General features: G+C 64.8%; 22 protein-coding genes. 4 read left to right on the top strand and 18 right to left on the bottom strand.

The genetic code is table 11. From position 1 onward, the window contains the following. Positions 1-128 precede the first annotated feature (128 nt). From JZ792_RS36865 to JZ792_RS36850, 4 genes are all read left to right on the top strand, one after another. The gene (locus JZ792_RS36865; protein ID WP_216917527.1) at positions 129-443 is read left to right on the top strand and encodes a hypothetical protein; all 315 of its coding nucleotides are present in this window, start codon (positions 129-131) and stop codon (positions 441-443) included. A 220-nt stretch (positions 444-663) separates the two neighbouring features. Next, complete coding sequence (locus JZ792_RS36860) at positions 664-1,095, top strand: hypothetical protein (RefSeq protein WP_216917526.1); 432 nt, start codon at positions 664-666, stop codon at positions 1,093-1,095. Positions 1,096-1,106: 11 nt separating this feature from the next. Further along, the gene (locus tag JZ792_RS36855; RefSeq protein ID WP_216917525.1) at positions 1,107-1,325 is read left to right on the top strand and encodes a helix-turn-helix transcriptional regulator; all 219 of its coding nucleotides are present in this window, start codon (positions 1,107-1,109) and stop codon (positions 1,323-1,325) included. Between the two features lie 17 nt (positions 1,326-1,342). Beyond that, positions 1,343-2,536: a tyrosine-type recombinase/integrase gene (locus tag JZ792_RS36850; protein ID WP_254190850.1), complete on the top strand. Its 1,194-nt coding sequence runs from the start codon at positions 1,343-1,345 to the stop codon at positions 2,534-2,536. A gap of 543 nt (positions 2,537-3,079) precedes the next feature. Here JZ792_RS36850 and JZ792_RS36845 read toward each other — a convergent pair. The 18 genes from JZ792_RS36845 to JZ792_RS36760 all read right to left on the bottom strand — a co-directional run bounded on the left by JZ792_RS36845 (position 3,080) and on the right by JZ792_RS36760 (position 19,445). After that, positions 3,080-3,505 carry a hypothetical protein gene (locus JZ792_RS36845; RefSeq protein WP_216917524.1) on the bottom strand — a complete coding sequence of 142 codons (426 nt, stop codon included), beginning with the start codon at positions 3,503-3,505 and terminating at the stop codon, positions 3,080-3,082. Next, positions 3,505-3,801 (bottom strand): hypothetical protein, encoded by a 297-nt coding sequence (locus JZ792_RS36840; protein ID WP_216917523.1) that lies wholly within the window; start codon positions 3,799-3,801, stop codon positions 3,505-3,507. The genes JZ792_RS36845 and JZ792_RS36840 overlap by 1 nt, the downstream gene beginning before the upstream one ends. After that, positions 3,801-5,087, bottom strand: coding sequence for a hypothetical protein (locus JZ792_RS36835; RefSeq protein WP_216917522.1), 1,287 nt, complete (start codon positions 5,085-5,087; stop codon positions 3,801-3,803). The genes JZ792_RS36840 and JZ792_RS36835 overlap by 1 nt, the downstream gene beginning before the upstream one ends. Positions 5,088-5,156: 69 nt before the next feature. Then, positions 5,157-6,203 carry a hypothetical protein gene (locus tag JZ792_RS36830; RefSeq protein ID WP_216917521.1) on the bottom strand — a complete coding sequence of 349 codons (1,047 nt, stop codon included), beginning with the start codon at positions 6,201-6,203 and terminating at the stop codon, positions 5,157-5,159. Further along, positions 6,200-7,279: a hypothetical protein gene (locus JZ792_RS36825; RefSeq protein ID WP_216917520.1), complete on the bottom strand. Its 1,080-nt coding sequence runs from the start codon at positions 7,277-7,279 to the stop codon at positions 6,200-6,202. Before JZ792_RS36825 ends, JZ792_RS36830 begins: the two co-directional genes overlap by 4 nt. 6 nt (positions 7,280-7,285) lie before the next feature. After that, positions 7,286-8,326, bottom strand: a complete 1,041-nt coding sequence (locus JZ792_RS36820) for a hypothetical protein (protein ID WP_216917519.1) — start codon at positions 8,324-8,326, stop codon at positions 7,286-7,288. A gap of 22 nt (positions 8,327-8,348) precedes the next feature. Then, positions 8,349-9,962 (bottom strand): Gp37-like protein, encoded by a 1,614-nt coding sequence (locus JZ792_RS36815; protein WP_254190849.1) that lies wholly within the window; start codon positions 9,960-9,962, stop codon positions 8,349-8,351. Then, on the bottom strand, positions 9,962-10,855 hold the full coding sequence (locus JZ792_RS36810) for a phage tail protein (RefSeq protein WP_216917518.1): 894 nt from the start codon (positions 10,853-10,855) through the stop codon (positions 9,962-9,964). The genes JZ792_RS36815 and JZ792_RS36810 overlap by 1 nt, the downstream gene beginning before the upstream one ends. Then, positions 10,852-11,904 carry a hypothetical protein gene (locus JZ792_RS36805; RefSeq protein ID WP_216917530.1) on the bottom strand — a complete coding sequence of 351 codons (1,053 nt, stop codon included), beginning with the start codon at positions 11,902-11,904 and terminating at the stop codon, positions 10,852-10,854. Before JZ792_RS36805 ends, JZ792_RS36810 begins: the two co-directional genes overlap by 4 nt. 530 nt (positions 11,905-12,434) lie before the next feature. Further along, a complete protein-coding gene (locus tag JZ792_RS36800; RefSeq protein ID WP_216917517.1) occupies positions 12,435-12,869 on the bottom strand; it encodes a DUF5361 domain-containing protein in 435 nt (144 codons plus the stop codon). Next, on the bottom strand, positions 12,830-13,108 hold the full coding sequence (locus tag JZ792_RS36795; protein ID WP_216917516.1) for a hypothetical protein: 279 nt from the start codon (positions 13,106-13,108) through the stop codon (positions 12,830-12,832). Before JZ792_RS36795 ends, JZ792_RS36800 begins: the two co-directional genes overlap by 40 nt. 119 nt (positions 13,109-13,227) lie before the next feature. Beyond that, a complete protein-coding gene (locus JZ792_RS36790; RefSeq protein ID WP_216917515.1) occupies positions 13,228-13,815 on the bottom strand; it encodes a phage tail tube protein in 588 nt (195 codons plus the stop codon). A 72-nt stretch (positions 13,816-13,887) separates the two neighbouring features. Then, positions 13,888-14,325: a hypothetical protein gene (locus tag JZ792_RS36785; protein WP_216917514.1), complete on the bottom strand. Its 438-nt coding sequence runs from the start codon at positions 14,323-14,325 to the stop codon at positions 13,888-13,890. Between the two features lie 102 nt (positions 14,326-14,427). Next, complete coding sequence (locus JZ792_RS36780) at positions 14,428-17,001, bottom strand: hypothetical protein (protein WP_216917513.1); 2,574 nt, start codon at positions 16,999-17,001, stop codon at positions 14,428-14,430. 387 nt (positions 17,002-17,388) lie between these two features. After that, positions 17,389-17,811, bottom strand: coding sequence for a hypothetical protein (locus JZ792_RS36775; protein ID WP_216917512.1), 423 nt, complete (start codon positions 17,809-17,811; stop codon positions 17,389-17,391). 87 nt (positions 17,812-17,898) lie between these two features. Further along, positions 17,899-18,483 (bottom strand): hypothetical protein, encoded by a 585-nt coding sequence (locus JZ792_RS36770; protein WP_216917511.1) that lies wholly within the window; start codon positions 18,481-18,483, stop codon positions 17,899-17,901. 108 nt (positions 18,484-18,591) lie between these two features. After that, a complete protein-coding gene (locus JZ792_RS36765) occupies positions 18,592-19,146 on the bottom strand; it encodes a hypothetical protein (protein WP_216917510.1) in 555 nt (184 codons plus the stop codon). Between the two features lie 125 nt (positions 19,147-19,271). Continuing rightward, positions 19,272-19,445 carry a hypothetical protein gene (locus JZ792_RS36760; protein WP_216917509.1) on the bottom strand — a complete coding sequence of 58 codons (174 nt, stop codon included), beginning with the start codon at positions 19,443-19,445 and terminating at the stop codon, positions 19,272-19,274. Positions 19,446-19,654 lie beyond the last annotated feature (209 nt).

Raw genomic sequence — 19,654 nt, 5'->3', positions numbered from 1 at the left:
ACTACCGTAAACACGGACGTACCTTCCCGACCGGCGTTGGCGCGCCGGCATGATCAAGACTTCGGACTGATAGATCATCCGGGAAGGTGCGTCCTCCCCGTCATCCACAGGTCCTAATCATTTCTCTGGTGAGTAGGTCTCCCGTTCCGGTCGATGAACAGCATCCGATCGACATGGCTATCGGTGGTCATGTGTTGCGTCATGTCTACGAGGACGAGACCAGCGCCGAGCTGTCGATCACGGTGCAGGACGGACAGATTCAGTACGGTCTCATCTCGGATGCTCAGCCGATCAACCTTCCCGACGACGAGCTTGTCCAGGCAATCTGCGACCTCGTCGGACTCCACGAGCGGTGCGGCTCCGGACTGAGCGGGGCCGTGTACCAGTACCAAAAGAACCCCGATGGCAGATGGCAGATGGCGACTCGCTTTTCCTACGAGTAGCGCGCACTTCCGTTGTCGATGATGGGACGACGGCCTGGCCCTCACGTAGCGCTATCCAACCCCGGATTTCGTTCAGCAATTCATCCGCGCAGGTCAGTCCGGTTTCGAAGTTCCTGCGACCGGACCACAGCCAGGCCCCACGAGCGAGTGCCGGCGGATTCGGTCGACAGCTGCGGGAGAGCAAGTCGGGGACGGCTCACGAAGTGCCCAGCACTGCTCGGTGAACGAAAAAGCGGCCAGCTCTGGAGAGTCCGCGTGCTGCCACGTCGCCGAAGCGGACGCCAGAACACGCGAACAGGTCCAAATGCGCTCCGGCGGCCAAGCGCTGCCGACGCGCCGCCGCTCCGGTGGCCGAGGAGCCCGCGACGAGGACGCCGCGGTGCTGCGTGGCGCGGCGGCGGCGCGTAGCGCCGCCGGTGCGCTCTTGGTTCGGCAACTGCTGGCCTCGGTCGGCATCGTCAAACCCGACACCTCTCATCTGATCGTGCGACCGGTGCAGCCCGGCGACCAGAACGCACCACCACGGGACCACGTGATCCTCGGTGAGATTGCGCGCCGGAAAGCCTGGAAGGTCGAGTACGACGAAGCACTACTCGCGGCGGGTCCACAGGCATGGAAAGAACATTCGGCAATCAAACAATCAGCGGCATAGGAGGGGCGACCATGGATACACGGTTGGTCGACGGCAAGTTGTACTCGACGGCGGAATTGGCGTTGTTGCTGGGCATCGATCCGTCGAGCCTGCGGCGGTGGCGTACTGCGAATCCCCCGTGCGGGCCTGCGTTCGTGCGGGTCTCTCCTCGGGTGGTCAAGTACGCGGCCGAGGACATCGAGGTATGGCTCCAGGGGGCGCGTACCGATCCTCTCGCGGCGGTGGCGTGATGCCCGGCCGTATCAATATGCCTGTGGGAGTTCGGCTTTCCTCGAATATCGAGGAACGGTCCGACTACGGGCGGCGTCCGTTCAAGGCACGTGTGCGGTGGACCGAGCCGGGGACGAAGAAGCGACCTTCGGTGTCGGAGCCGTTCGAGACGCGCGAGGAGGCCGAACAGTGGATCGCGCGACTGGAACGCCAAGCCGCGCAGGGGATCGACCCGAAAACGGCGACGATGCGTCTGGCCGAATACGGCGATGCCAATATGGATCTCGCGCTGCGCGGTCTGGAGAAGAAGACCACCGACCCCTACCTGACGGGCTGGCGCAAACGAGTGGTGCCGACCCTGGGGCATCTTCCGGTGGCGATGCTGACCAATGGCGCGGTGGATCGGGCAGTGGTCGGCTGGATCAGCGACGGGGCAGGTAAATCGACGGTCAAGAACACCCTCGCGGTGCTGGTGCGGGTGATGGAACAGGCGGTACGCGACGACCTTCGACAGTCGAACCCGGCGCGGGTGCGTGGCTGGCAGAAGCTGTATCAGCAGATCGAGGACGAACTCGATGATCCGCGTTCGCTGGCGCTGTCGGACTATTCGGCGTTGCTCACCCTGGCTGATGCGTTGGTGAATCGTTCGGCAGATCAGTATCGGGGCTGGGGTGACGTGGTGATCTTTGCCGCCTGCACCGCGTCTCGGATCGGTGAGGTATCCGGCTGCCGGGTCGGTGACATCGACACCGATACCTGGACATGGGAAGTGCGGCGCCAGACCACCCCGTCACCGGGCGGCTTGGAGGACAAGGGCACCAAGGGCAACCGAGCACGCTACGTCCCATTGATCGCAGAAGTTCGGGAACTGGTCACCCGGCGACTCACGATCGTCGGCCGCGACAACCCCGACGCTCGACTGTTCCGGGGTCCGCGTGGTGGTCGAATCGCTACCGGTGTCCTGCGCGATGCCACGCATTGGGACGAGGTCGTCACCACGCTCGGCTACGACCACCTACGCCGTCACGATCTGCGCCACACGGGGCTTACGTGGATGGCCGATGCCGGGGTGAGTCTGCACGTGCTCCAGAAGATCGCCGGGCACGCCGACAGTCGCACGACCGAGAGATACCTACACCCGGACCGCCGCGAGATCACCGGAGCCGGTGACAAGCTCTCGGCACACATCCGGTCCCGTTCTGGTCCCGTTTTACGGGTGGTGGGTGAATGACAAAACCCCTTCCGATGCTGGTCGGAAGGGGTTTTGCTATGGTCGGGCTGACAGGATTTGAACCTGCGACCACCTGACACAGGTTCCAGTTTTCCGAACATGTCTTGATGGCACTCAAAAGCACTGGAAATAATGCCCTTTCGCGTCTCATATCCTGCTCAACACTTCCCGAAGAGACCGGTCGATTCCCGCCGAAAGTGTGAGATTTTGGTGAGACGGCTACCTGGGTCGACGGAGGCCGCACGCGACTTGGCACAGAGCAAGAAAACAACGACGCAACCAGAGTCCGCAGCCCAACCGGCGCACATCCGGAACGCCCGCGCACATGCGCGCTACGGCGCGCCACCTCCCGACACGCGGCACCCTTTTATTGACAGCGATCCTTTAGCTAATTACAGCGCACGCGGACATCGAACACGTCGTGCCGCCTTCGGGCTCATCGAGGAATTGGCGCCGCCTGGCGCAGCGCGTCGGCCAGCCAGAGCGGATCGCCGGTTCACGACTTGGGCTTCTGCTTTTCTTCGTCAGCTTCGGACCCGCCGCTCAGGCGAGGTCGTAATAGACGTAGGTGTTGACGCCACCGACAATCGTGGCGGAATAGGTGGCGGGCTGAGTCATGCGCAGCCACAGCCGATCTCCGAACGCGAGGGTGAGCGGCGTGTCGGACAGCGCCACCGTAGCCTGGTCGGAGTCCACGGTCTTGACCGCGGTGTCGTTGTGCATGAGCTGGAATCGCCGGGGGGTCACGAACAACGTGCCGGTGATGCTCACCCCGCAGCGCACGACCACCGCCCCGTCGCCGTTGGCGATCAGTTCGTTGTTCGTGATGACGGTGTTCGAGTATCCGCTGCGCGCGGTCCAGTTGATCACTTTGAGGTCGGTCGAACTCGCGGGAACGGCCTGGTCACCGCTCTTGTTCATGCCCATCGGATCGAGGCCGACGATGCCGGTGGCGACGATCAACGGCATCAGGCTTCCCCCTCCGCCTCGGGTTCGGCGACCCGCACGGTCAGCACCTCGCCCGCGTTGATCACGACGTCGGACGACACGGTCAAGGTGGTGACCTCGCCTTCGGCCTGCGATCCGACGGCGACCACGGTCCCCCCGACGAGCAGTTCGACCTGCGGGACGACCGGCGGCTGGTAGGTGCCGGGGTAGCCGGAGTCGATGGTGGCCCATTCCGGGATGCCGCCCGATTCGACGGATGTGGATTCGAGCACCGGGTCCAGGACGAGCGCCGGTCCGCCGACATGCATCCCGGCCATCAGTGGGTGGCCCCCTTCAGGCTCGCCTGGAGGCCGCGGCCGACCGGGCTGTCGACACTGGTGACATACACGGTGAGCCGATCGCCCGCCGAGAAGTTCCAGTCACCGGTGACGGTCGTGTCGGCGGTGTGGTTGGCGGCCGCGATAGTCGCCGAGGTGCCGGTCACGGTGGTGCCGTTGCGACGCAGTTCGACCACCAGGTTGCCGGTGCCTGCCGTCTCGCCGCGGTAGGTCACCGAGGTGAACTTGACCGCGCGTTCGAGGCGAAGACCTTCCGGGATGGTGTTGCCCACGCCAGCGGCGCGATTGCCACTGTGCGATTTGAAGGCCACGTCATATGCCTGGCCCGCGGCGGTCGGCGTGCGGGCGTCGGTGAGCCGCGTGTCGGTGTTGGCGACGACCGCCAAAGTCGTCCGCACGGCGGCGGCGTCGGCGGCGGTGAGCAGCGAACGACCGATGGTGGTGGAGTCGGAGATCTGGCCCGCCGGGTGGGTGTGCGCGACCGGGGTTCGCGCGTTCGCGAGGCGCGAGTCGTCGCCGGCGACTGCGGTGGTCGAGGTGGACCCAATGGTCGGCGCAAAAGTGGTCGGCTTGCCGGTGATTCCAGCCCAGGTGGTGGTGCCCGCCGGGCCGCGGATCGCGATGCCTTGGCCGTTGGGGGTCCAACCGCCCGTAGCGGCGTGGTAGACGTAGAGCAGGCCGTCTGCCTGGACCACGTACTGCTTGCCCTCGGCGGGGGCCGCGGGCAAGGCCGAATAGGTGGTGACCTGGCCGTCGATCGTGATTCCGGTACCGGCGGGCCCCCGGACCACCGCGCTGCCGGCGGAAGCGGGCACCGGGGAGACCAGGGTCAGATCCACCAGTCCGGTCGAAGCGATGTCGGGATTCTCCGCGTCGGGCCCCGAAACGTATTCGGGGACGGCGAAGCTGAAGGGGTCCAGCGCGACGCGCTCACCGTCGTAGGACAGGTCGAACGAGACCCGCCACGTCCATTCCGACGGGTTGGTGGCCGCGCCGGGTGCGACGAGGCTCACGCCGCGCTTGCCGCGCCAGGTCAGGTAGCCGAATTCGTCGAGCGAGCATTCGTAGTGGCGCGGCAACTGGACGTAGGTCGCCGGACTCGGTTCGGCGGCGGCGACCAGGACTTTCGGCGCGTCTGCGAGGAAGGTGACAATACCGGTGAGCGGCGGGAATTCGGGATGGTCGCCGATATCGGGTCCGTCGATGACGTTGGCGAGAAATCGCCCGACGACTTTGCCATATTTCAGCGGGGGCAGATCGGCCATGGATCGATGCCTTTCGGACAGCGGGCAGCCGGGAACGGCGTGCCGGGAAGGAGGGAATCGTCAGCCAGGTCACATCGGCTGGGCGCGCACCGTCAACTGCGAGTAATTGGTGTAGATGTTGTAGCTGCCCGCGCCCGCGACCCGTTTGACCACGACGTAGAGGGTGATCGTCTGGTTCGCGGGAACCACGCCGATGGTCGAACCCGGCTGCATCGGGTACTGATGGCTGCCGGAGATCAGCACGTGGCCGAAACGGGAGACCAGATGGCCCCAGCCGTAGCCGACCAGGTCGCCGTCGGGGCCGCCGATGCGGACTTCGATATCGCATCGAGTGGGCTGTTCGGATTGCAGGCCGAGCGCGCCTTCGACGAGCGGACGCCACGAATTCGGCTGCGCCGGAATCGTTACCGTGGCGACGACTTTGGAGGCGTCCAGCAGGTTCTTGCCGCCGGTGAACTGATTCTCGCCGATCACCCAGGGGCCGCGTGGGCGCGGGTTGGGAACCGGGCGGAACTTCGCCGTCGCGGCGTCCCAGGCCAGTACGAAATTCTGGCCGAGCGGATTGGTCGCGTCGATCTGCACGTCGGCGGCGTCCTGGATACGGCCCGCCGCACCGGGATCACCCACGTCTCCTGTCACTCCGCGGGGGATCGTGACCTCGACGACCTGCCCCGGCGCGGTACCGGTGACGGACGCGGCGGCCGAGGAGCCCGCCGCACCGGCCTGGACCTTTCCCGACAGCGGATTCGGCGCGCCGCGACGACCGGGCGTGCCGAAGGCGTCCTCGAAGCCGATGAATTCCAATCCCGTCCAGAAGTACACCACGTCGCTCGCGACCAGTCGCCACGCCTTCCGGGCGTCGGCGGTGGTCAGCGGTAGCGCGAGCAGCGCTGCCTCGTCGGCGATGTCGCCCTGCCACGACCACGGCCAAGCGGGCGCGCCCTCGGCCCCGGTCGGACCGGCAGGCCCTTCACGGAGTTCGGCCAGGGCCTCCTGGTCGATCAGCTCGAACGGATTGATCGTGTAGGGCAGCCCCACCGAATCGGCGACGCCGCGCATGGTGATCATGACGTCGTCGTCGTAGACGACGGTCTGCTCCGGATCGTCGGTGCTCACACTGCCCCCACGGGTCGGGCCGTGCACATGATCTGCGAACCGGCCATGGTGTAGTCGTAGTTGGCGCTGCCACCGGAATTGCGTTGCAGCACCACGAACAAGGTCGCGGGCTGACCCGCGCCGATCACTCCGGTGGTGCTGTCGGGGGTGAGTCCGCGCACACCGTAGTAGGGCTGGAAGCGAGCGCGCGTGGTCGCGCCGGTGACCGCACCCGCACCGAGCGCGACCAGTTGGCCGGTGGCCGAACCGATGCGGACCTCGGCGTCGATCCGGGTCGTGAACTGGTCGGAGTTCTCCACCGACCGCACCACCACACCACCCGAGATCATCGGTCGCCAGGCGGTGTCCTGCGCCGGGATATTCAATTGGGCGACGGTTTTCGTCGCGGTGGTGATTCCGGACTGCGATGCGACGAATCCGGCCCCGCCGTCCCAAGCCTGGTTCTCCACGATGCTCCACGGCCCGCGCAGTCCGGGATACGCACGCGGGACCCATTTCTGGGTGCCGGAATTCCATACCGGCACGGCGCGGTCGAGGTGCGTTCCGTCGGTGTAGTCGGGCGCTTGCCGGATCGCACCCGGTCCCCCGGCTTCGCCCTTGCGCCCCTTGATGCCGCGCGGCACCGTCAGATTCAACGTCAGATTCGGGGCGGCGCCGACCAGCGTGGCCTGGAACGTCGACCCGACCGCGCCGGTGTCGACGGTGCCCAAGGTCACGGTGCACACCTGTCCGTCGGGTCCGGCCGCGCCGAACGCGTCGGTGAACGAGTCGAAGCCCGTTCCGTTCCAGTACACCAGCGCCCTCGTGGTGAGTACACGCCAGGCTTTGCCCGCGTGCGCCGAGGTCAGTTTTGCCGACAGCGCGGTCAATGCCGCTTGGTCAGCGATATCGCCCTCCCACCGGAACGGCGCGGCGGAATCGCCTGCCGGGCCGACCGGGCCCTGGGTGCCCGTCATCAGTTCCAGCGAGCCATCACGGGGAGTTCCGTGCATGGCCTGCACGATCGCGGGATCATCGACACCCTCGTCGATTCCACGGATCAGTGTCGATGCGAAGTATTCGCCTATGGTTGACATTTCACCTCATTCGATAGGTTCGGCGAAGACGACCAGCGACGCTCGCGAGGGGCTGAATCCGATGTTGCCTGTCCCGGTGCCGACCCGTTCACTGGCGACGACGAGAGTCGCCGGTTGTCCGGCGGGCACCGTGGCGAAGGTCGAACTCGGCGAAAGCACCTGGGTCGTCGTGCCGTCCCGGTAGGTCGGGAAGACCGGGCCGTAGATCCACCCGCCCGCGGACGCGACGCCCGCCGCGACCAGCGCACCCTGCGAATGACCCAATCGCACGGTCGGTTCCACGCTCTGCGCGCCGTTGTTCACCGAATACGCGTACAAATGGCCGTGCACGACCGGTCGCCACACGAAGGGTTGCGCCGGAATGGTGAACACCCCGCCTTCGATCCGGCTGACGGCCGTGACCGTCTCGGCAATGAAGTCCTCCTGGTACCAGGACCAGGGCCCAGCACCGAGCGGTGCGGGCGAGAACCGGAACTTGCGCATGGCGGCGTCCCAAGCGAACACGCCGCCCGCGCCCGGAGTCGTCGCGGTGTCGAAATCCGGTGACGTTGTGATCTGTCCGGACGCGCCCGCAGGCCCCTTCGGGCCGCGCAGACCGGCCGGAACGGTCACCTTGACCTGCTGGTTTCCGTCCGTCCCGGTGAATTCTATGGCCGGTTCGGTGCGGTTCTCGTTGTGCTCGGTGCCGATGACCTCGAGCGTGTTCGCGAACGCCGCGGGCCCTTGTGGTCCAACCGCGCCGGGTGAGTGCGACCAGGCGCTGCCGGTCCACAGGTCCATGCCGTCGGTGTCGAGCCGGTGCCACCACTTGCCGCGGTCCTCGGCGCCGAGTCCGGTGGGGCGGGCCGCGGCGTTCGCGATGGCACCCATCTTGTGGAAGGTGGTGCGGGGGCGGCCGCGGCGACCGCGCGGACCGGCGGGTCCGGCGGGCAGCGGCAGTGCGGCGACCTCGGGCGAGACCGCCGCTTCGGCGGTCAGGATCGGCAGGCCGTCCACGTCGGCCTGCCAGACCACGGTGATGTGGGCGGGGAATGAGATGTCCGCCATGGGTTCCTCCTCGTGGGGGAAGTCAGAAGATGAGCAGGTCCAGGTCCGCGCCCACGTCGGTGGCCAGATCCTTGATGGCGGCGGCGACGCGACCGAGGCGCTGCCATGCCTTGACGGTGGAGTCCTCTTCGTCGGCGCCGTCGCCGACGACGATCTGCCAGGTCGCGGCGGTCTCGCGGCTGTCGACGAAGGTCAGTTCGGTGACGAAGTCGGTGAAGACCTGGTCGCCGATGGCGAAACCGATCTGGTCGCCGAGTTCGAAATCCTTGCCGAGGATGTAGGGCGCGTTGTCCTCCACGGTGACCCGCTTGCTGGTGTAGCCGCGGGTCAGGTGCAGGCCCTGCAAGCCCGCGACCAGGCCGTCGAGCGTGAACGCCTTGTCGCTGCCGGTGATGTAGAGCTCACGGAACGCGTACGGTCCCGCGCGGTGCACCCGGCCGGTGTCGCGATAGACCATCCACGCCAGGAAGACATCGTTGAGCTGCCCGCGATACAGCCAGTCCAGCCCGATCAGCGACAACAGACCCTTGATGGCCAGTTCGATGCCCGCGTTGACCCAGCCGGGTGAGCGTCCACCGATGATGACGTCGGTGGCGGTCGGCTTGTGCAGCGCGACCTCCGACGGCCCGATCCCGGAGTACTCGCCCTCGAAATACCAGACCCACGGGAAGTTCCGGAACGTGCCGAGCCTGCCGTACTGGCCGTAGACGGTTTCGTATTCGGTGGTCGACTCGAAGTTCGGGTAGCGGACCGGCGTGGTGCCGTCCTCGGTGAATTCCTCGATCCACGAGGTGATTCCGTCGAGCAGCGTGCCGGTGGGACCGGTGACGCCGGACTTGTCCACCGTCTCCAGGACCACCGTGGGTCGGTCCAGATAGAAGTATTCCGGCGCGGGCTGCTCGTCCTCGCCGGGCAGGAAGAACCGCGCGGTCAGATTGACCCCGGAATCCTCCAGCATCGGCCCGAACAGCTTGTCCGCCATGTCGAATCGCGCCGAGGCGGCGTTCCACCGGCTGGTGTCGGTCATCGGGTCCACCGGAACCACGGCGATCGGAAACAGCGAATTGCCGATCCCGCCCCACTCCGGCGACCCCGCGTCCTGGCTCGGCACCCAGCCGGGCGCCTGCAACCGCATCAGGTTCGTCGTCAGATACGTGGTGATGATGCTGCGCGCGGGGCCGAAAAGGATGTGATGGCGTGGGAACTGCGCGAGGATCGGGGCGAACGGATTCGCCCAGCAGCAGATCGTCGCGATGTGGTTCCAGCAGTGGATAGCCTCGATGTCGACCGTCTCCAAGCCCTGCTCGTCCCGCACTATCGACGCTTTGGTGACGTACCCGTCCCAGCGGAAACCCTTGGTGTCCACGGTGATCGGGATGGTGGCGTCCTCGCCGAACTCGTTGTTGAAAAGGTGGTCGAAATGCACCATGTCGCGCGGGCAGATCATCTTCAGACCGCCCGCCGCGTTGCGCGGATAGGTGAACTCCAGCGACAGGTAACTGTGCTCCTCGCCGACCTCGCGCATGAACTTGTCCCAATACCGCACCAGCACGGGCGGATCGCGGAACTGCTCCTGCTCCTCGATGCGGACCTCGTCCATCCGCCGCGACTCGGCGTGCGGATCCCAGGCGCTCATCAGAACGGCCTCGAGGACCGGGGCGTCACCGCGACGATCAGACTCGACGCAGTGTTACCGCCCTCGACCTGCACCAGGAGGTCGGTGGAACTCCACGCGGGCAGCGCGGCCAGCCAGCGGCGACCCGCCAACTGCGCCCACACGTTCACCCCCGCCGTATTGCCGTCGGTGTGCAGACGCGCGGTGCGATGCCGAGGATGGGTGTCGATGCGCAACGTCTGATTCGCCAGCAGCGTCGGCGTCTGCACCAGGCGCGGCGTATCTCCGCCGACCGGGTCCAGAATCGACCAGCGCCCCGGACCGTTCATCGTGTAGCGCGGCCACGCGGGCTGATCGGCGGCATTGCGGGCCCGCACCGTCCCCTCGTTGAGGCCGAGTGTGTTCGTCCACACCGCGGTCTCCTCGAAATGGCGTTCCAGCGGGTCCATCGCGGTGGCCGACATTCGATAGAGGGCCAGCGCGTCATGCGCCGGATCGGTGTCGCCGACAATCTCCGGCGCGGCGTCGAGCTGCACTTGCTGGAAGCGCCAACCCTGATGCCGGGTGAAATACCCGACTGTGACGGGCTTGTCCGTGGACCAGCCGCGGAACCACGCATCGTGCACAGCGTGGAAATCTCGGACCCGGTGTTCCGAACCTATCTTCCCGACGGGCGAAATCACCACCAGGAAGTCCCATTCCTTCTTCGAGCGGACCGACCGCAAGAAGGTCGCGCCATCCTGTCTGGCCCCCTCGGAGACCAGCAATTGTGTCGGGGCGAACATGAACCCGGACTGCTGCGACAGCCGGACTCCTTCGCGTCCGCTGTTGGGTCCGGCCACATGCCAGACCCGTCCGTTGATGTCCCACACGACCACCTTCGTGCTGTGGGAATTCAAGAGTTGGTGGGTCATCGCCCGAAACCTCCTCCGCGTTGTTGGGCCAGCGTGCGACGCCTGCGGACCCGCTCGACCGCGATAGAAGCGCTCTTGGGGTCCATGCCGTTGAAGTTGTAGATGTCCTGGCGCACGGTTCGTCCGCCCTGTCGTTTCGCCAGGTCGACCAGACCGAAACCGCTTCCGATGACCTCCTTGGCGGTGTCGGCGGCGTATTGCCCGACGACTTCGACCGGCTTGAAGACCGTCTCGGCCGCGAGCTGACCCACGGTCGAGCCGATTACGCCACCCACGGCAGTCGCGATGGGGGCCGCAGGTCCCAGTCCGGCACCTAACGCGGTGCCGATCGCCGCTCCGACCTGACTGCCCGCCGACGCCGCGGCACCGGTGACCCCGCCCTTGATCGCGCCGAACAGACCGTCCTGGAGTCCGCCGGCGATGGCGGAGGACAGCCCGCCCTCGACCACCCCGGCCATGTCGAGGCTCTCCCAGGTCGACGCCTCGGCGTAGTCGTCGAGGACCGGCCCCGGCAGTTCGAGGGTTTTGAGATTAGGGGAAGGTGTGGTCCGCGCCGTGCCGCTCGGCCCCCACGTGCTGCCGGACAGGAACGCGGGCGACTGGCCGCCGCCCGCCGCCCCCGGGTCCCAGCCGCTGTTCATCGCGACCAACATCGGCAGCAGTCGTGCTGTCGTCGCGGCGTTGACGACAAACTCGCCGTTGGAGAGCCAGGTCAGGATGTCATCACTGGTCGATGTCCCAGGCCCGCTCACCAGGCCGCCCGCCGCTCGGCGTGGGATGCTGGGACCGGCCAGCTGCGCCAGCAGAGCGGTCGGCTGTACGTGGCCCGCGAAATCAGTTGGGGCGAAAGCCTTTCCGATGGCGCCGCGAGGTCCCTCGGCCGACGGCATGAGAGAGTGCTGGGCTGCGGCGAGCGGTGAGTCGAGAAGGCCCGGCATCGCGGCCGCCGCATGCGGAGCATCGGACAGTCGCGACGATCCCGAGGTGAACACGTTCGGGTGGTGACCGCCGGCGACAGCGCCCGCGAGGCCGATCGGATCGCCGGTCATCCCAGAGGCCGGCGGTGCTGGCCTCGATACCTGCGGTGTGAACACATCCGGCGGTTCTGCCGCAGCCTCCCCGGAGACGACCGGGTGAGGGAAGCCGGGAAGCATCGACCTCGGTCGATCGAAACCTGCCTGCGGAATCGGGGACGCCCCCGCCGTGGGACGGAGAGCTTCCTTCCCTCCGGGCGCGGACGCGCCGAGCGAGCCGAACGCGACGCTCGATCGAGCGGTTTCGCCTGCCCGCGGAAAGCCGCGGCGAGAGAGGAATCCGGGCGGGTCGCGGTGCGCGTCGTTGCTGTCACCGCCCGCTCGGATCATCGGATCATTGCCTGCGGGAGCGACTCGGCGAGGCAGGTCGCCGTTTCCGTCGACCTGTGCGCCGACGGGCGTCACGATCGCGGCCGTGCTGTTCCGGTCACCGTAGCGCGGATGTGTGATCGGTCCACTGGACCGACTTTCGCTGTTCTCGGATTCCGTGTGTCCAGATGCCATTGTCTTCCAAACGTTCGAAGGGCCGGTGACGGGCACCGTCCTCAATTCAGCGCAGCGCCCTGGTGTCCCCAGGAGAGGAAGGCATCCATCACCTCGATGCCCGCGGCGGTTCCGATTCGCTCGACGGCGGGCTTCAACCCCGGGCGCGGAATCGGTTCGGGCCGATCACGACCGTCCTGAGCGGCGGCGGTCTTCGACCACACCAGCCAGCGCAGGGAGTCGGCCATATCGGCGAGTAGGTACTGGGTGAGTTGCCACTGGTGTTCTTCGCTGTAGAGCGAGCGCGCCAAGGCGGAGTCCGCGGGTGCGTGGCGGATCAGTACCTTGAGGTCACGCCACGTCAAGGCGTCCGTACCCAGGGTCCGCAATCGGACGCCGACGGTGATCAGATGGTATTCGACAGCCTCGGCATGCTCTTCGAGCAGAGCATCGAGGCTCAGAATTCCCCCAGGCTCACCCCGGAATGGACACGCCATTCGTCGAGGAGCGCCTGGAAGGTTCGCTGGTCGAGGTCGTCCAGAATCGCCAGCGCCTCGGCGGACACGGTCATCTCGATCAGCGTGTAGAGCGCGTCGATGTCGTGCATCCGGCGGATTCGTCGGACCAGACCGGGCTTGAGATAGCTCAATGACGGAAGCCGGACCTCGATGCCGGCGATGATGCGAACGAAGTCGTTCTCGACCTGTGCGTGGGTCGAATCGGGTGCTTTCTCCATGGTGCACCGCCCCTTTCGATAGATGTGACTGTGTCCGCGTATCGCGGCGATCCGAGGGCCCAGCGGCAGCGGGGCGGGCCTGCGCATGATGATTGGTACCCCGCTGCCACTGGGGGCTCTCAGGAGGTGAAGACGCCGTCGTCCAGGTAGCGGTACGCCTTCACGCCCGAGTCGTCCTTGAACGCCTCGACGGTGATGGTGAAACCGGCCAATTCCTTGGACACGAACTTCTTCTCGGTGACCTGCGCGATCCTCGCGTTGGGGAGGACGATCCGCAGTTTTTTGGTGTCGTTCTTCATGTCGAAGACCCAGGCACGCGACGGCAGCACCGAACCGGTCTCCTCGACCTTGACGAGGGTGCCGGTGGTGCTGGTCGAGGCGGTGACGGTGAGGTTGTCCGGTCCGAACACCTCACTGAGCACATCCCGGTCCCACACCGCGTAGAGGGTCAGGCCGAAACGGACCGAGTGCTCGGTTTGCAACTGCGCGATGATGTCGGCGTTCCAGTCCTTGACCGTCTCGAGCTTGCGCTCACCCTTCGACTCGATACCGTCCTCGGAGACGTAACCGAGCGGCTTGAGCGCGACGTTGATGGCATCCGACGCCGAGGTCGGCAGCGGCGAACCGAGCGGGCCGACGAGAACGCCGCCGGTGACGGCGATATTCGGGGTGCCCGCACCGATGAACTTGCTGGAAGGCAGAGCCATTGTGTTATCTCCCTTGGGATTTGCGCAGGCCCTCGGGATGAGTATTCAGTTGTACCCCGGAACACCGGAGTGTCAGGCGAGGACGGATCCCCGCACGTAGAAGTCGGCGACAATCGTGTGCCGAGGGGAGGAATCCTCCGGTTCGGTGCTGTTCTCGATACCGACGTCATCGATGCAATCGCACCAGACGCCGCCGACATAGCCCGGAGAGGCAGCGGCCAGAATGGCTCGCACCGTGGCCGCCAACTGCGCCGACGCACCACCGGTGTCGTAGCAGTCGAGCACCATGCGTGGACGGTCCAGAATCAGATTCGGACCGCGAATACCTTCGCGGTCCTCCCTGTCGACGCGCTTCTTGCGATCGTTGCGCTGGACACGGACCACCCGCGCTGGAATCGGATCAGGGATGTCGACGACGACTTCTGCGGTATCGGACAGCGCGCCGAGTTCGGTCGTGAGGAAATCGGCGAGCGCGTTCTCCATATCCGGGAACACGATACGTTCACCCATCGAGTGACCGCCTTTCTTCGCAATGGGCGATGACCGGACCAATCGGTTCGGTCATCGCCCGGCAGGAATGTTCGATCGAGATGGCAATATCTGGCGGCGGCCCTAGACCAATTCCTCGGGGTTGGGTCGCCGTCGTTGATTCGGCTGTGACGGTGCCGGAGCAGGTGCGGGTGCCGACGGTTGGCTCGGTGCCGGAGCGGGAGCGGGAGCAGGTGCCGAACTGGCCGGCGGTGACCACCGCGGTGCAGGTGTGGCGGGCACAGATGGAACCGGGTCCGGAATCGACGGCAGCTCCGGTGTCGTAACAGGCGGCGCGATCTCCGTGCGCGGTGTCTCGCGCATTGATCCAGGTATCAAAAGCCGTCCGGGAATCCGACCTGGAATCGGTACGAACGGTAACAAGTACGGCAGAATACGCTCGTGGTAGTCGAGGCGAGGGCCGCTCTTGCCGTTATCGCTCCGTGGCGCGGGCCCTGAGAGCTCCGGTTTCGGCTTTGTCCTCAGATACCATCCGCCTTTACCGTTGCTCTCCCATTTCCATCCCGGCGGGGGCTCGAATTGCGGGTACCACTGCCGCTCGCCGTGTAACGGATGAACCCCCTTGTTCGGCACGACATGAAACTCCGGTAGCACCTTATCGCCGTTCGCGTCTTCGCCGTAGTCGGGTTCCCAATGGGTATCCTGCGGAATGGGTGGCAACATATTTGTCTTATACTTTGGGTCATACCAGAGGTCCGGCGGAAGTGGAATCATTTGCATGTACTGCCCGTCGAAGATCCACCCCTGACCCAGGGGCGGATCCGGCAGATCGTGAAGATCTGGATATGTGTAAGGATTTCCCGGATTGAGGGGCATCAGCTTGAACCCGCCGTTCCCATTCGAATACCAACCGTACCCGTCCGGCTCGCCTGGCAACACCGGCCGCGGCGGCTCAGGTGGAGCCGGGTTTTCCTGGGGCCGCGGTTCAGGCTGCTGCTCCGGAAGCGATCCTGGTTGCTGTCGAGGCTGCCATTCCGGTTGTGCCGGCTGCCCGGGATCGGCCTCGTTACCGGTACTCGGAAGCTCCACCGGCAGAGGTGACGGCGCGATCTCCGGCGCGGGCACAGGCGGCGCCTCCGACGGAACTGCGGGTAGCTGTCTACTCGGCGGTGCCGTCCTCGCCCCGCGAGCCCCGGATGAGGACCCGACTTTAACGTAGTCGGCGTTCTGCCGATCCGGGATTCGTCGATATTCCCGCTCCCATACCTCGTCGTCGTCTTCGTCCCAGTAACGCGGATCGTTGCCATCCGGCTTAACGGTGGGCGAATACCGAGGCATAGTCGGCCGGACCGACGGCATAAACTTCCGGAACGGGTTCGATTTTCCATTCCACTGGGCCAGAAGCCACGCCAGTATCTTTTGGATATCGGGGTACTTTTCATTCTTTATAAGATCGGCAAGCGCTGCGACCTGTTCCGGCGTCAGGCCCAGCTCGTACAAGAATCTCAGGAAGTCCGGATCATCCACTATGGACGGATGCGGATACATTCTCAGCCCGAACAGAAGATCCACGACCATCGCCCAGAAAATCAAGGCTTCGCGCGCGCGCTGCGCATCGGGGCCCGACAGCTTCGTCTTTCCATCAGACAGAGGCGGAAGAATGCCCAGCAGACGCAAACGCCGGTAGATCATATTCCAGACTATTCTGAGACTGCTTTGATGGAGCGCGTCTGCGTCAGATCCCCAGATCCCCCGCAGATTCCAAGTCTTGTTCTTTTCACTCGCGTCGAACACCCCGTCGAGTATCTCCCAAATTTCCTGCTCGACAGCATGATGAATCTGTTTTCCATATGGCGGAATCCCTGTGTCGATCCAATAATTCTGCCGGTATTCCTTCTGCTTCAGGTACTCCTCGTAGAGCGGCTCACCTTCCTCGGGCAGCGGGAATTTATCCACAGGTAGTCGCTGACCTGATTTCCAGGGATAAGTTGCCGGCGGCTTAGGTGTGCCGGAATTATTCTTCGCCGCCTTATTCTTACTCTTCGACTTAGCGCTATACTCCTCGAAGGCTGGCAGCACTTCCGCCGTAACAGTGCCTTCGGTCTCATCGGAAGTTCTCGCCCCGAGGGAACCGTCCTGCTCAGAATCGGCGATGTACCGAATTTCTCGACCTGCCCCAAAAGGCGATGTCGGATCGAAATGCCCGGCCACCTCATCGATACCCGACGCGCCAGAACTCAGGGCCGCCCATCCGAATCCGGCGGTTCCGTTCACAGCCGTAGCTTGCCGAGAGAGGGCTCGACGAACATCCAGGCGATCGAGCATCCTGGCGGCCGTATGCGGCGTCATGCCATCGAAATTGCGAACGTTGACCTTTCCCGCAACTTCGTCCAACTCGGCGGTATAGCGCGGAAGAACACCGAAATTCGCCGCACCAGCAGATAATTCGGCCATTGCACGTCTAGAATAGTGGACGGCAACTACTTCCGCCTGCTCGCCCGATTTCGCATGTTCGAACGCTGAGGCGAACTGCGTCATGACGCCGTTCATCCAGGACGATTCGACTGGCGGCAGCAAAACCTTCGCAATATCGAAGACAGAACTGCCGGCTACATTGACAATTAAGTTATTCACTCGATCCTCGAATTCGACATGCGGTACGCGCAGCACAAACGCGCGACGTATTCGCAGAACCACGCCAATACCGATGAGAAATACAGATCGACGGCGATAAAGAAGTACCAAATGCTCAGTGAGCAGGACCGCGCAAAACTATTTCATCGAGGGAATAACCGGATGCACCAGTGGATTCACGTGGACATGGAGCACTGATATTCGACACCCGAACAGGGGCCACCGAGGCCGAGAACGTTCTGGGAAGATTGCCGAAGGCACGATGGAGTCATTGCATCCGAGTACTCAAGATTGCAGCGCGGACGGGAAAGGCAAAGCCGCAGACGGCAGGCTCTATATTATCTGAGCGCAGTGAAGCAATACAACGAGGACTGCTGTATCGCGAATATTCCACCAAAGTCGTCGCCAGGCTCTCTGAAACTGGACGAACACTTCGATGAAAGGTATCGATTACAGCGGCTCCATAATGTAATTCCGAAACTTCGAATCTCGGGAGGTCAGCAACTCGACTGCCTTTTCTGAGAGGATCAACAAGCCCTGCTGCTCGATACCGAAATCGTCGGCGAAGGCCTTGCCGGTGATGATGAGGCCGCGCAACGGAGGGACCTCGAACAACGAATCATCTTCGATGTCAGGTTTCAGCGAACTCGTCACCGGACCAAACTCGAATCCCGTCAGGTCCGTCTTCGAGAGAGCCTCCGCGAGCGGCTCGGTAACCGCGAACGCCGCACCATATGATGTGATCAACTCCGCTCGAACCGGGACCGCGAACGTCAGATGTGCTGATATTTGCCGCGGCGGATCGAATCTGCCGTCCCACTCGACGCCGCCAAAGCCCGCAGGACATTCCGGGTTGGTCTCGTAGAACTTCATCCCATCGCTCCGAGCGTGTGAGTGGCGGCGATCTGGTTCACGAAAGCCTACACGCCGCACGGAACGGGATATTGGCTGCGACACTTCTCAACGCACCTCTTCGATACGGCGCAGGAGTTGGGTCACCAGACCCGCGTGGGCTTCCGACTTGGTCGGGGCTTCGTGGACGAGTCCGCGTGGGTGGACAGCGCACCACAGACCGTTCTCAGCCTGGTTGACGACGATGTCGTCGACGTCGTAGAAGCTTTCCGGGTCGGGCACGGGCCATTGGCCGTGCTCGTCCTTGGTGATGTGCACGCCGGTGTCGAACGCGCCGGGATGGCCGCCGGGTGTGGGCGACCAGCGGATCTCCTCCAACTCGGGATGCAGGCGCACTCCGCGTTTGACGAGGTATTCGGCGACGCGGTTGGCCTGACGGATCCTGGTGACGGTGGGCTCGACGGTGGCGCCCGCCCCACGCCGCCATTCAGGCAGGTGGATCACCGACAACTCGTCGGCCAGCGCTTTCACCTCGGGGTCGATGTCATCGAGATCGGCTGGACGCTCGATTTTCCCGGTCAGCACACTCTGCATGAGAGCCAGGAACTCGGGTGTGACCAGCTGGCCGGATTCCGTGCGCGTGTAGGCCGTGCCACCGAACTCCACAGTTTCGACAACGTCACCATTGGTCATGAGTACTGACTCCTTCGTGCGCTCGGAGCGCGACAACTTGCTGGATGTATCGGTTGCGGCGGTAGCGCTCGCGGATCGCGCGAGATCGGCACCCCACGTGGGCTGCGCTCAGGGGGCGACGATCTGCTGGTTGTAGCGGGCATATTTGGGCAGGCCGTCGATGTAGAGGACGCCCAAGTCGAAGTCGCCGCTGTACATTTCGCGATGTGGGCCGTTCACGATCACCGTCAGCTTGCTGACCTCCGGTACGGAGGGGTTGCAGCGGACGACGATGTCGTAATGGTCGAATTCGCCGATCGGTTCGACGCGATCGATGGCAAGGAAGCCGTTGACGAAGAATTCCGTCTGGTAGCCGCGGGTGTGGAAAGTGAGGGTGCGCTGGATGTTCAGCGTGCTGACCGTGGTCGCCGTGTAAGACAGGTAGAACCACGAATCGCCGAACCGGCGCGCTAGGCCGAGTGAGATGGCCGGTGCGGACACAGGTTCCAGCGAGGCTGTGACCACGACCTGAGACACGGTGTCCACCGCCTGGTCGTCGTAGACGACGTAGAACTCGGCGCGGCCGATGTCGTCCACGACTCGGACTTCGTCGATCCGCACGAAGCCGGGGATGTAGAAGTCCTGGCCCATCAGGTAGCCGATGAGGACGGTGGTCTTCTCCATGGAAATCTCCAAATCATCAGATGCGCACTAGTTGTCCGCCACGGCTCACGGCTCGCGAGACGGTGGCGACGGTGCGCGGTGGAATCAGGGTCGGGTCGTAGACAGATTCGGACCGATCCGGTGGCCTACGGGAGATCGGTCAGTGGGTCGTGGCCGAGGAAGTAGGGCGCGGCGATGAGGTCGCAGAGGGTGGGACGGTCTCGGTGTAGACGGAAGGCGACGGCCGGGCCCAGGTGTTCACGGATGTCGGCGAGGTACTCGGCCTCGAATGGGGCGCGCGGGGTGGGGTCGAGAGGCATGGCCGGCCACCTCTTGGTCGAGTGTCCGAGGTGGCACCCCACCCCCGGGTAGATGGGACCTGGAGGTGGGGCGGTGCGCCCTGATGCTTACCTCGGCTGCGGCCGCGGCGGTCGGGCGCGCGGGAGCGGTCGGGGCGGGTCGGGGTCCGGGCTGGTCAGCGGGTTCGAGCGGAGGTGGGGTGAGGCGGCCTGCGGCGACCAAGAGATGG

The organism is Nocardia noduli (assembly GCF_019038455.1).
GTDB lineage: Bacteria > Actinomycetota > Actinomycetes > Mycobacteriales > Mycobacteriaceae > Nocardia > Nocardia noduli.
The sequence above is the reverse complement of the archived record's forward strand: the minus strand, read 5'-3'. Positions and strand labels throughout refer to the sequence as shown.